This window comes from Aeribacillus sp. FSL W8-0870, assembly GCF_037963755.1.
Classification (GTDB): Bacteria; Bacillota; Bacilli; order Bacillales; family Aeribacillaceae; genus Aeribacillus; species Aeribacillus composti.
The window spans coordinates 3863169-3876127 of the sequence record NZ_CP150165.1 but is presented as its reverse complement, the minus strand read 5'-3'; the positions used below and the strand labels follow the sequence as shown (position 1 = coordinate 3876127).

Genomic DNA, 12959 nt, shown 5'->3' with positions numbered 1-12959 from the left:
GGACCCTAGGAGGAACTGAATATGAAGACCGTACAAGTCAGTGTCGTCACTCCCGATGGCCCAGTTTATGATGCGGATATAGAATTGGTCAGCGCCAAAGCTCAAAGCGGCGAGCTTGGAATTTTGCCTGGTCATATTCCAATGGTTGCGCCGCTTGCAATTGGCGCAGTTCGGCTGAAAAAAGGAAATAATACAGAACTCGTGGCTGTCAGCGGAGGTTTTTTGGAAGTTCGCCCTGATAAAGTCACGATCTTGGCACAAGCAGCTGAAAGAGCTGAAGATATCGATGTTGCCCGCGCGGAAGCTGCAAAGAAACGTGCTGAGGAACGCTTGCAGCGCAAAGGCCAAGGGCAGGAAGACATAGATTTTAAACGTGCTGAGCTGGCGCTGCAACGTGCCATCAATCGTATTAACGTGGCGAAAAAGAACTTTTAATTTCTCATTTAAGACGTCCCGGCGCTTAAGTTCGGGCCGTCTTTTTTGAAAAAACTAAGAAATCATGATCATGGCTATTTTGCAATGTTGGCTCTAGCCTGGATGCAAAAAATCGGCAACTTACTTTTATTGACAGCAAAAAATGGACAACATGTAATCGCATCATTCAACTCTAAAACTGCAAATCAAAAAATAACGAATTAACCTCCTATCTACATTCCACATCAATGAATGCTTCATTTATAAGAAATAACAACATGAAAAAACTGCCTAACCATTGTTTTTCACAAAATCAAATAAAAAGTGTGCATGAATAGGAAAGATTTTTATATAATAAAGTGGGTTTGTGAAACAAGAAAGGAAGATTTCGGAAGGAGGAGTAATGTGGCGGGGCTAGGCCAGCAGGCGCTCATTAGCATCATAGTAAATTTAGTATTTATTTTTCTAACTTGGCGGGCTTTACAGGCTCTTCAAATTGAAAAAATCATTCGTAAAGGAAGAGTTGTCGAGACAAGGCTTTTGCTCATTTTATTGACCATCGCCATTGCGTCATCAGTGAGCAATTTTTTCTTGAACTATTTTTTTTGGTCACAGCAGCTGCAATATCTTTTTTAAACATGTCGAGGGACAATGAATACATAAAGGCTGTTGTCTAATCTTGACGACTTTTTCCACGTATGCCAAAACCCTTTCCGGCAACACTTTTAATAAGGAAAGGGTGATGGCGGTGAAAAATTTATATTTTGTCTTTATTTTCATATTTTTATTCGGTTTTCTTTTGTCAGCTTGGCACACAGAACGAACGAATGCTGAAAGACACGATATTCACGTAGAGGAAATCGTGGAGCAATTTCAGCAACAAAACATAGATGTGGCAGAATGGTCAATTTTTGCAAAATTTTCTTTTCCCCAAAATAGCAAAAAAGTGAAACGAATCTACACACAGTTTCGTCAATTTAATTGGTCTTACTTGGAAAACGGTAATTTTGAAAAGTGGACCGGCACTTATTACAACAGCGATAAGCAGATCACTGAAACATTGCAAATTATTAAACCTCATGCAAAAGCAAGCCCGAAAATTCAAGTTATATATGAAGCAACAGGGAAACGTTGGAATGGCCGTGCATGGATGAAGCTGGAGCGCTATTTTAACCGTCACATTTTCGACAAAATTCCAGGAAATCCTACATTTTTCACTTGTGTCAAAGGCTATACAGATGATAAGATGAAAGGTGTTTTGTTTTTTGAGGCAAATAACCTTTTAAAAAGGTTTCATGCAAAACCGGTGGAAAGCTTAAACGAGCAACGCTTCGTTTCCATATCCGGTTTTACAAACGATTGGGATCATTCTATTAAAACGAAAAATGGAAAGATGAACATTCAAATTTCGCTCAGAAGTGCAGGAATGGGCGAAAGAACTACTGTAACAGTAGGAACACCTATTATTACAACTGAATATTAATATAGAGAAAATGGGACGCGGAGGGGAATACCTTGGAAAAAATCATCGTCCGCGGCGGTCGAAAGTTAAACGGTACAGTAAAGATCGAAGGAGCCAAAAATGCCGTTTTACCTGTCATCGCTGCATCTTTATTAGCTAGTGAAGGAAAGAGTGAAATTTGTGATGTTCCTAAGCTCTCCGATGTTTACACGATAAACGAAGTTCTCCGCTATCTCGGAGCAGAGGTTCGTTTTGATGGTAATCAAGTAGTTGTCGATGCATGCGGAGAGCTTTTAACGGAAGCGTCATTTGAATATGTTAGAAAAATGCGTGCATCTGTGCTTGTTATAGGACCTCTTCTTGCCCGCAAAGGCCGTGCACGTGTTGCTTTGCCGGGAGGATGTGCCATCGGATCCCGTCCGATTGATCAGCACTTGAAAGGCTTCGAAGCGATGGGTGCAACGATAAAAGTCGGCAACGGCTTTATTGATGCAGAAGTGAATGGCAGACTTCGCGGAGCCAAAATTTATTTGGATTTCCCAAGTGTCGGCGCAACAGAAAACATTATGATGGCAGCCGCACTTGCAGAAGGAACAACTGTAATCGAAAACTGTGCAAAGGAGCCTGAAATTGTCGACCTTGCGAATTTTATAAACAAAATGGGCGGAAATGTCCGTGGCGCAGGCACTGGTACTATCAGAATTGAAGGTGTAGATTCCTTGCACGGTGCAAAGCATTTAATTATTCCAGATCGTATTGAAGCAGGAACATTTATGGTTGCTGCTGCCATTACGAAAGGGAATGTCCTTGTAAAAGGAGCAGTTCCGGAGCATTTGACATCATTAATTGCGAAAATGGAAGAAATGGGCGTAACCATTATCGAGGAAGAAGAAGGCATTCGTGTCATTGGTCCGGAAACATTGAAGGCAGTGGATATTAAAACAATGCCTCATCCAGGTTTTCCTACTGACATGCAGTCTCAGATGATGGCCCTGCTGCTTCAGGCAAACGGAACTAGCGTAATTACCGAAACGGTATTTGAAAACCGCTTTATGCACGTAGAAGAATTTCGTCGTATGAACGGAGATATTAAAATCGAAGGCCGCTCTTGTATCATCAACGGTCCTGTAAAGCTTCAAGGTGCAGAAGTAACGGCAACCGATTTAAGAGCGGCAGCTGCATTAATTTTAGCCGGGCTTGCTGCAGAAGGGTATACACGGGTTACGGAGCTGAAGCATTTAGATCGCGGCTACGTCCGTTTTCATGAGAAGTTAAAAGAACTTGGCGCAGATATTGAACGCGTCAATGATGAAGCAGACATCCCGGCAATTGAACAACAAGCCGTTGCAACGAATTTAAATGTATAATTTCACAAAAGAAGCTAGCCTCTTTTAGGAGATGCTAGCTTCTTTTTCGTATTACCCGCTTATTTTTTTCATATTTTTTCGTTTTATACATAAAACTCCCCCTGCAAACAGCATCTCCGATTTCAGTCATAAAAGGTTGTCCTTCCCCATAAACTTTACTGAAGTCAGCGATAAAAGAAATGGGGGCTGTAATATGAAACGAGTGAAACCGTTCTTTCTTTTTTTTGCAGCAATATTTTTCATTATTTTGATGGTGCCAAGTTTGCTGGTAGCCCCGTTTGCCGAAAAGACGAAAGCTACGCTTGGCGAGGAACTAGCCGAGAAGAAAACAACGGATGTGCTACAAAAGGAATCAAAAGTTTCTGTACCGATTTATCGTTCCCAAGAAAAAAAAATTGATGAAGTTCCGCTTGAAGAATATGTGGTCGGTGTTGTCGCCGCCGAGATGCCCGCAGAATTTGAAAAAGAAGCGTTAAAGGCTCAAGCTTTAGCTGCTAGAACGTACATCGTGAAAGAGCTGTTTACGGGCCAAAATGTCGGCTCTCCCGAAGGAGCGGTAGTCACGGATACTGAGCTCCATCAAGTTTATAAAAATGAAGAAGAATTAAGGAGAATTTGGAAAAAAGATTTTGATTGGAAAATAAAAAAGATTAAAGAAGCTGTTGCCGAAACAAGAGGCCAAATTTTAACGTATGACGACAAGCCGATTGATGCTTCTTTTTTTTCAACGAGCAATGGATATACGGAAAATTCGGAGGCCATTTGGCCGAACGCCCTTCCTTATTTAAAAAGCGTGGAAAGCCCTTGGGATGAGAAATCGGAAAAATTTCTCGCCAGGGAGGTATTCACCGTTCAAGAGTTTGAACAAAAATTAGGGATTAAAATAGGGAAAGGCAATTCAATTGGAAAAATTATCGAAAGGACGCCAGGACACAGGGTCGCTCTAGTCGAAATTAACGGGAAAAAGTTTACTGGAAGGGAAATAAGAGAAAAGCTAGGTCTAAGGTCAACGGATTTTTCGTGGACATTGAAAGGCGACCAAATTATTGTTACGACAAAAGGATACGGACACGGAGTCGGCATGAGTCAGTACGGTGCCAATTTTATGGCGCAGGAAGGGAAAAATTATAAAGAGATTGTCTCACATTACTACCAGGGAATTGAAATTTCGCAAGCTAACCCGTTTTTATCAAAATATATGGCGAAAAAATAAAAAATCGGTGCGTTTTGTGAGAAAATCGGTAATCTCCCTATTAGCCGGTTTTCTCACACTCATTTTGTTTTTCTTTAGGAAAACCGCTGATAGTGCCATTAAGCTGCCAACTTCATTTCGAACTAAATGAAATATTGATCGACTCGATAAATTCTTTTTTAGATCCCAGCCTTAAAAGCGCTGGGATCTTTTTAATGCTGCTAATTTGCAAAAAAACGTTTTTAGCTTCGATTCGTCTTTTTGGAAATAAAAGATTTTGACGATATAGTAGGATGCGAAAACACCGATTGTATCCTTAATAAGATCAATGATTGTCGCAGATCTTGAGGGAACGAAATATTGATGAATTTCATCACACAGCCCGTAAAAAACAGCGATCATCGCTGAGGCGAAACTTAATTTTTCTGTAAGCTTTTCATGGACAGCGAAGGCGAAAATGAAAAGCCAATAAAGAATTCCGAACTCAATGAGATGAAGCGACTCTTTCAATAAATGGTCGAACGAAAACGGCGTTTTGACGAAAGTGTCAGCTGGATAGCTCGACAAGATCCAAATGACCGCCATATACATAATCGGTAAAATACTGATTACATATACCGCAAACTTCTTCATGATCCAAACTCCTTCAAATATTTTTCAACAATATGCATAGAAAAAAACAAATAGCAAAAAATAAAAGAAAAAATTTTATTTTGATGTATAGATTCTCTCAAACTTGTTCACAATGGTTGCTGAGGTGATGAACAATGAGAGAGGAAGAAAAGAAACGTACTTCTCAAGGCTCGAAGTTCCAACAGTTTTTCAGAAAAAAATGGGTTTTTCCTGCTATTTATTTAGTCAGTGCAGCCGTTATTTTAACAGCCGTTTTATGGTATCAAGCAATCCGCAACAATGATGCAAACGATTTATCAACGGACGATGGTACAGACGTTTCCTATAATGAAGATCAATCGGTGGAAGTAAATCAATCCGTCGAAAACTTCAAAATGCCGGCCATCGATCCTGATGCTGTGAAGGTAGTAACAAACTTTTATGACTTTAATGCTTCAGAAAAAGAACAAGAAACGGCACTTGTCTTCCATAATAACACATACCATCCAAACCAAGGTATCGATATCGCATCAAATGATGGAAAAGCATTTGAAGTCACTGCATCTTTAAGCGGAACGGTTGCAAAAGCTGAAAAAGATTCTCTTTTAGGATATGTCGTAGAAATTGAACATGAAAACGGTGTAAAAACCATTTACCAATCGCTTGCCGATACGAAAGTACAGGTCGGCGACAAAGTTAAACAAGGAGAAATTATCGGACAAGCTGGGAAAAACCAATTCAATAAAGACGCTGGCGTCCATGTTCACTTTGAAATCCGCAAAGACGGTAAAGCCTACAATCCATTAAACTACATGGACGAGCCGTTAACAAGTTTAACTGAAAAATCTGTTGAAGAGCCTTCTGACGGGGCAGCACAAAAAGAAGATAATAAAGATGGAGAGGAAGCTACTTCAGACGAAACAGCCCCATCAGATGAAACTCAGCCTGATGAAGAACAATCTCAGTCAAAAGAAAATTCAGAACAAGAAAAATCTGATAATTCTACAACTAAACCTTAACCAATACAATCCTACTCAAACGAGTAGGTTTTTTTTTGTCTAAATCATATCTGGTAAAAATTAAATGAGCATAGGCGCTGAAATTTTCATAAAGAACAGACCGAAAAATTTTTCATAAACGGTACAAGAAACAACGTACGGTAAGGTGCAAGCGAGAAAGCAGGCTTGCCGAAACATTTTTTAAAAACATAATGTGAAGCGATTATCGAAAATTCACTTTATTCCATATATAATAGAATCAATCTAAGCAGGAGAAAGGAAGAAGCACGTGGAAAATATTCGCTTTCGAGATGCAACGATACATGACTTGCCTAAAATCGTCTCGATCTACAATTCAACGATCCCAAGCCGGATGGTGACAGCTGATACTGAACCTATTTCAGTGGAAGACCGTATACAGTGGTTTCATGAGCACAATCCAAAAACGAGACCGTTGTGGATGATCGAGCAGGATGGAAGCGTAGCTGGCTGGCTCAGCTTTCAATCCTTTTATGGAAGGCCTGCTTATAACGGAACTGCGGAAATTAGCATTTACATTGATGAACAGTACCGGGGAAAACAAATCGGCGATTTTGCCTTGAAGACCGCTATAGAAAAGGCTCCAAGCCTCCAAATAAAAAATTTGCTTGGCTTTATTTTCAAGCACAACATCCCGAGCTTAAAGCTGTTTTACAAAAATGGCTTCCGCGATTGGGGGCACTTTCCCCGTGTAGCGGTACTGGACGGTGTTGAGCGAGATTTAGTGATAGTGGGGAAACGTGTAGCCGATTGAACGTATTAACAGTATCTCCGCTCGCAATATAGTATTTTAGTTTCTTTTTCATTCGCCAGTTGAGTAAAAAAGCGTCTTTTTAGCAAACTGCAATCCTTTTTTAGAACATGATTGTTCGGCTGTTTAAATTTGGCTGAATCTATAGACTGGTGTTGAATTTTCCTGCGGAAAATTGTTCATTGCATGATTATGGGCGATCCTGTTTTTCTGGCAGTTTGTGCAGCGAAAGAATTTCAATCAGATCTGCCATCTGCGAGTATGTATATTTTAATTGCGTACCAGAGTATTAAATAAATTTTTGCTTCCATTGAGTGATAGGGGCTTTTTTATGTCGATTTCTTTTTGATACGAACGTTTCGATTAACGATTTATGTGGACTGGAAAACTTGCTTAACAGCAGCAATCCACCAGTGCTGAAAAAAACATCCGCAGCAGCCGTTTTGGCCGGGTTGACAAGCTTTACACAGAAGCTGCAAAAGTAAGTGTTTTGCTGCGTAAAAGCACTTTTTCAAAAGGAGGGTGGAAACGGTGGAATTTTCGATTCAACCGCTTGGTGATACAGGAATCATCATTCAATTCGGTACGGAGATTTCCGAAGCAATTTATCAACAAATCCGTCAATATGTATATTGGCTGGAACAAAGCTGCATTGAAGGAATAGTCGAATGGGTTCCTGCTTACACCACCCTTGCTGTTTTTTATCGACCAAATATTATTTCGTACGATGAACTTTCTCAAAAGCTTTTAAAAATTGGAGAAAAGATAGAAAGCATGCCAGTGCCGGATCCAATAGTCATTGAAATTCCGACATTATATGGCAAGGAGGCAGGGCCAGATATTCAGTTTGTTGCTGAAACGAATGGATTGTCGGAAGAAGAAGTAGTGAAGATTCATTCATCCTCCGATTATTTGATTTATATGATTGGGTTTGTTCCAGGTTTTCCATATTTAGGCGGAATGGACAAAAGAATTGCGGCGCCGAGGAAAAAGACACCCAGATCTAGAATTCCTGCCGGTTCAATAGGAATTGCCGGGGAGCAAACAGGGATTTATCCTTTGGAAACACCGGGAGGCTGGCAAATCATCGGGAGAACGCCTGTCAAATTGTATGATCCGCAGAAACAAGATCCAATATTGCTAAAAGCCGGCGATTACATCCGATTTGTCCCCATTACGGAAAGAGAATATGAAAAAATTGAACAGCAGGTGCTAAAGGGTTCATATAAAGTGGTCAAATATAAAAAGGAGGCGGCAGAAACATGATATCTGTTGACTTAAACAGCGATTTAGGGGAAAGCTTCGGCCATTTTAAAATTGGCAATGATGAAGAACTGCTTCGCTGTATTTCTTCAGCCAACATTGCTTGTGGATTTCATGCCGGCGACCATAATGTCATGATGCGGACTGTAGAGCTTGCGAAAAAGTTTGATGTGGCGATAGGCGCTCATCCAGGGTTGAACGATTTAGCCGGATTCGGACGAAGGGAATTGAAAGTATCTCCTGAGGAAGTCTACAATATGGTCGTTTATCAAATTGGAGCTTTGCAGGCTGTGGCGGCATCAAAAGGGATGAAGCTGAACCATGTGAAGCCCCACGGTGCTCTATACAATATGGCTGAAAAAGACAAGGCGTTAGCGGAGGCGATTGCTCAAGCAGTAAAAGATGTTGACGAGTCGCTTATCCTATATGGACTCTCAGGAGGCGTCCTTTGCCGTGCGGGGGAAAAGATCGGGCTTACGGTCGCGCATGAAGTCTTTGCCGACAGAACGTATCAGCCTGACGGAACATTAACTTCAAGATCAGAAAAAAATGCAATCATACACGATCCAGAGGAAGCGGTAGAAAGAGTTCTCCGTATGGTGAAGGAGGGAAAAGTAGCGGCAATAAACGGGCATGACATCCCCATTCAAGCTGATACAATCTGCATCCATGGCGACGGTCCGAAGGCATTAGCATTTGCTGAAGCTTTAAAAAGCAAACTGGAAGAAGAAAATATTCGTATTGTCAATCCGGGAGCGAAAAATGATGAAAGAAATATTGTTAGTTGAAAAGCCTGGTTTGTTAACGACTGTTCAAGATTTAGGAAGAACGGGCTATCAGCAATACGGAGTTGTTGTTGCCGGCGCTATGGATTCGTTTTCCATGCAAATCGCAAATCTTTTAGTCGGCAACCGAAAAGATGAAGCGGTGCTGGAGGCAACAATCGCAGGTCCTTCCTTAAGGGCCGTCCGTGATATTGTGATTGCGATATGCGGAGGCGATCTAGCGGCAAAAATCAATGGGAAAGACGCTCCGTTATGGAAAAGCGTGCTGCTGAAAAAGGGAGATCAGCTTTCTTTTACCGGTTTGAAAAGCGGAGCGAGAGCCTATATCGCAATCGCAGGCGGAATTAATGTCCCTAAGGTCATGGGGAGCAAATCAACGTACTTAAAAGCGGGAATAGGAGGATTAAATGGAAGAGCCCTTCAAAAAGGGGATGTAATCATGGGTTCAGATGCTGTAAAAACAAGCACAATTGGCCGAATGTTATCCCCTTCCCTTATCCCGAAATATGAAAAGCACATGACCATTCGCATTGTCCCGGGTCCACATGAAGAGGCGTTTACAAAAGAAGGAATCGATACTTTTTTTTCTTCTGTATATGAAGTCACACCGCAATCGGACAGAATGGGCTATCGGCTGAAAGGGCCGAAAATTTCTCATAGAAAGCCTGCCGACATTTTGTCGGAAGCTGCTCCCCTTGGCGGAATTCAAATACCTGCTGACGGACAGCCGATCATTTTAATGGCTGATCGGCAAACAACGGGCGGATATACGAGAATCGGAACAGTTATTACAGTGGATTTGATGTACGTTGCTCAAGCAGTGCCAGGGGCAAAGATTCGCTTTCAGCCGGTTTCCGTTCAAGAGGCTCAAAAGCTTTATCTTGAGCAGATGCGCATCATACGCCAAATTTCAGTCGGAGCTGGCATATATGATGAATAAACGAAAGTTTGGAAAGTGAACATGTATGATCATTGAACGAAATTTTATTAAATACGACCCTATAAGGTCTGAACAATTTCAGTAATCTGCGCTAATAAAAGCCTGAACAAGTCAAATATTTTAGGAACATAAAAAAGCAAGAGAGAACTTGTCCACATTGCCTAAGAGCTCATCAAAAATGTTTTTCTGTTTTGTCATAAGAATCAAACCATTCCCCATTTCTCGACATCTGTTCCAAAAAGGAGCAGATGTTTTCTTTTTTTCACTGGAATTATACATATTTCCCGGAAAATGATTGGCGTATATCGTCGAAAAACTAATCAATGAAAAGTGTCGAAACATGACCTCGACTTTAAGTGGAAAATAAATTTTCATAAATCCCTTGTCCTTCTTGACTTTTCAAGAATATATCTTCACCCAAGCTAATAAAATGTTACAAACCTAACAAGAGAGTGTTTGAGGTGAGGGATCGTGGAGATAGATGATCAATACAGCAAAAATGGCAACTTTAGATTCTACATCATGTATATAGCTGTATACACTGTGCATGCGAATCTCATTTCACACTTCTCACATCCACATTAGGGAGGTCGAGTGGTGTGCACGATTACATCAAAGAACGCACAATCAAGATTGGAAAGTATATCGTGGAGACGAAAAAAACTGTTCGTGTAATCGCGAAAGAGTTTGGCGTTTCCAAGAGTACCGTCCATAAAGATTTAACGGAAAGGCTGCCGGAGATAAATCCTGATTTAGCAAACGAAGTAAAGAAAATACTAGATTATCATAAATCGATTCGCCATCTTCGTGGCGGAGAAGCAACAAAATTAAAATATAAAAAAGAAGAACAGCAAAAAGAACCGATAAAACGATGATGATTCTCGACGCCAACCGACAAAACTCTCCGAAAATCTTGTCTTTTTTTACAAAATCATACTTTTTATGCAATTATATGATACAATAAGAAATTAGGATATTAGTTGGAGAGATGATGATTGGCAAGGGAGGATCATAGTAATATGTTTTCAAAAGATGTAGGAATCGACCTAGGAACAGCAAATGTGCTGATTCATGTAAAGGGCAGAGGCATTGTGTTAAATGAGCCTTCTGTTGTGGCACTTGACCGCAACAACGGAAAGGTGTTAGCGGTTGGCGAGGAAGCGAGACGTATGGTTGGCCGTACACCTGGCAATATTGTTGCCATACGCCCGCTGAAGGATGGTGTCATCGCAGATTTTGATATTACAGAAACAATGCTCAAACATTTTTTGAATAAGTTAAATGTCAAAGGCATTATATCAAAGCCGCGGATTTTAATTTGCTGCCCGACAAACATTACTTCAGTGGAGCGGAAAGCGATCCGAGAGGCAGCTGAAAAATGCGGCGGCAAGCAAGTCTTTTTAGAGGAAGAACCAAAAGTAGCTGCAATTGGCGCTGGGATGGAGATTTTCCAGCCGAGTGGAAACATGGTGGTGGATATTGGCGGCGGGACGACGGACATAGCTGTACTATCCATGGGTGATATCGTTACCGCCTCGTCCTTGAAAGTGGCTGGAGACAAATTTGATCTTGAAATTTTAAATTATATTAAACGGGAGTATAAGCTTCTGATCGGTGAACGAACTGCAGAAGATATTAAAGTGAAAGCGGCAACAGTATTTCCAGGTGCACGCGACGAAGAAATCGATATTCGGGGTCGTGATATGGTCACAGGACTGCCTCGGACGATCACTATTAGGTCGAAAGAAATCGAGCAAGCATTAAAAGAACCTGTCGAAGCCATTATTCAAGCAGCCAAAAATGTGTTGGAGCGCACACCTCCTGAGCTGTCTGCAGACATCATTGACCGCGGTGTTATTTTAACAGGCGGCGGAGCACTCCTGCATGGGCTTGATCTGCTCTTGTCTGAAGAGCTGAAGGTTCCGGTTACCATAGCGGATGATCCGCTGCACTGCGTTGCTGTCGGAACAGGAATCATGCTTGAAAACATGGACAAACTGCCAAAAAGAAAGTTTATATAACAAAATCGTAGCAATAAGTTTTTTAGAAATCGGCTTTTACGCCGATTTTTTTACTATTAAATCTGAAAGACCAATCCTGCTTTTACATACCCATTCAGATCCCAACATCCAAATGATATTTTTCTTTATGAACAGTTTGGAAAGGAGACGGAAGATAAAAGACCTATCAGAAAATTGTGATCTTTTACCTATAAGATAATAAAAAAATTGTAATGAGAATCATCGAAAAGTCCTTTATAATATAAAATTAGGAGAACATGTCGGATTTGTTGGATGGGGTGAAAAATCATGCTTCGAGGATTCTATACAGCTGCAGCAGGAATGCTCACACAGCAGCGCCATGCGGAAATGCTTTCAAACAATATAGCCAACGCTAACACGCCGGGATATAAATCTGACCGGGCTGCAATACGGGCTTTTCCGGAAATGCTTTTGTCAAGAATTGAAACAAAAAACGGTGTGACAAATATTTCGGAAGTTGGATCTGTCAATACAGGCGTTTATATGCAAGAATTGATTCCACTATTTACCCAAGGGGATATCCGTGCAACTGATTTGCCGACTGATGTAGCTTTAGTGGAAGAAGCGGTTCCAATTCATGAAGAAACGAATTTAAAAGGCACTCTCTTTTTTGCTGTTGAAACGGGAAATGGTGAAGTGAAATATACGAGAAACGGCCACTTTACGATTGATGAGCTAGGCCGCCTGACAATGGCAGGAAACCCTGTCCTGTCTGTAGCCGGAACGCCGATTATTATTGAAGGAAACGATTTTACTATTACGCCTGAAGGAGAAGTTCTGGAAAACGGACAATACACAGGTCAAACGATCGACATTCGGTTTGAAGATGATGTCCGCAATCTTGTCAATGAAGGGAACGGCTTGTTTCGAACGGCTGACGGAACAGAGCTGCCAAGTGCAATTGGAAACGGCAATGTGCAATATGTGCTGCGCCAAGGATATATTGAACGTTCCAACGTTGATGTTGCAAGGGCTTATACGGATATGCTGACAGCCTATCGTTCTTTTGAAGCAAATCAGAAGGTGCTGCAAGCATATGACAGAAGTATGGACAAAGCAGTCAATGAAATCGGCCGCATCGGCTGACAAAGAGG

General features: G+C 41.2%; 14 protein-coding genes. 13 read left to right on the top strand and 1 reads right to left on the bottom strand.

The window, feature by feature from the left end; translation table 11 throughout:
* Positions 1-21 precede the first annotated feature (21 nt).
* The 5 genes from NSU02_RS18645 to spoIID all read left to right on the top strand — a co-directional run bounded on the left by NSU02_RS18645 (position 22) and on the right by spoIID (position 4456).
* Positions 22-435, top strand: a complete 414-nt coding sequence (locus tag NSU02_RS18645) for a F0F1 ATP synthase subunit epsilon (protein WP_063389011.1) — start codon at positions 22-24, stop codon at positions 433-435.
* A gap of 384 nt (positions 436-819) precedes the next feature.
* On the top strand, positions 820-1050 hold the full coding sequence (locus NSU02_RS18640; protein ID WP_162877012.1) for a DUF1146 family protein: 231 nt from the start codon (positions 820-822) through the stop codon (positions 1048-1050).
* 112 nt (positions 1051-1162) lie between these two features.
* Positions 1163-1897, top strand: coding sequence for a YwmB family TATA-box binding protein (locus NSU02_RS18635; RefSeq protein ID WP_339193580.1), 735 nt, complete (start codon positions 1163-1165; stop codon positions 1895-1897).
* 32 nt (positions 1898-1929) lie between these two features.
* On the top strand, positions 1930-3243 hold the full coding sequence (murA, locus tag NSU02_RS18630) for a UDP-N-acetylglucosamine 1-carboxyvinyltransferase (RefSeq protein ID WP_339193579.1): 1314 nt from the start codon (positions 1930-1932) through the stop codon (positions 3241-3243).
* A 193-nt stretch (positions 3244-3436) separates the two neighbouring features.
* A complete protein-coding gene (gene spoIID / locus NSU02_RS18625) occupies positions 3437-4456 on the top strand; it encodes a stage II sporulation protein D (RefSeq protein ID WP_063389007.1) in 1020 nt (339 codons plus the stop codon).
* Positions 4457-4627: 171 nt separating this feature from the next.
* Here the strand turns inward: spoIID and NSU02_RS18620 are convergent, their stop codons facing one another.
* On the bottom strand, positions 4628-5068 hold the full coding sequence (locus NSU02_RS18620) for a VanZ family protein (protein ID WP_339193578.1): 441 nt from the start codon (positions 5066-5068) through the stop codon (positions 4628-4630).
* A 134-nt stretch (positions 5069-5202) separates the two neighbouring features.
* Here NSU02_RS18620 and NSU02_RS18615 point away from each other — a divergent pair, with 134 nt between their 5' ends.
* From NSU02_RS18615 to NSU02_RS18580, 8 genes are all read left to right on the top strand, one after another.
* Complete coding sequence (locus tag NSU02_RS18615) at positions 5203-6066, top strand: M23 family metallopeptidase (protein WP_144597825.1); 864 nt, start codon at positions 5203-5205, stop codon at positions 6064-6066.
* A gap of 268 nt (positions 6067-6334) precedes the next feature.
* Positions 6335-6838: a GNAT family N-acetyltransferase gene (locus NSU02_RS18610; RefSeq protein WP_066248016.1), complete on the top strand. Its 504-nt coding sequence runs from the start codon at positions 6335-6337 to the stop codon at positions 6836-6838.
* Between the two features lie 528 nt (positions 6839-7366).
* Positions 7367-8101, top strand: coding sequence for a 5-oxoprolinase subunit PxpB (gene pxpB / locus NSU02_RS18605; RefSeq protein ID WP_117017303.1), 735 nt, complete (start codon positions 7367-7369; stop codon positions 8099-8101).
* Entirely contained in the window at positions 8098-8886 is a 789-nt protein-coding gene (locus NSU02_RS18600) for a 5-oxoprolinase subunit PxpA (RefSeq protein ID WP_094244703.1), read from the top strand. The genes pxpB and NSU02_RS18600 overlap by 4 nt, the downstream gene beginning before the upstream one ends.
* Entirely contained in the window at positions 8861-9823 is a 963-nt protein-coding gene (locus tag NSU02_RS18595) for a biotin-dependent carboxyltransferase family protein (RefSeq protein WP_339193576.1), read from the top strand. Before NSU02_RS18600 ends, NSU02_RS18595 begins: the two co-directional genes overlap by 26 nt.
* Positions 9824-10422: 599 nt before the next feature.
* On the top strand, positions 10423-10698 hold the full coding sequence (gene spoIIID / locus NSU02_RS18590; protein ID WP_063388999.1) for a sporulation transcriptional regulator SpoIIID: 276 nt from the start codon (positions 10423-10425) through the stop codon (positions 10696-10698).
* A 144-nt stretch (positions 10699-10842) separates the two neighbouring features.
* On the top strand, positions 10843-11844 hold the full coding sequence (locus tag NSU02_RS18585; protein WP_063388998.1) for a rod shape-determining protein: 1002 nt from the start codon (positions 10843-10845) through the stop codon (positions 11842-11844).
* A gap of 288 nt (positions 11845-12132) precedes the next feature.
* Entirely contained in the window at positions 12133-12951 is an 819-nt protein-coding gene (locus NSU02_RS18580; RefSeq protein ID WP_339193575.1) for a flagellar hook-basal body protein, read from the top strand.
* Positions 12952-12959 lie beyond the last annotated feature (8 nt).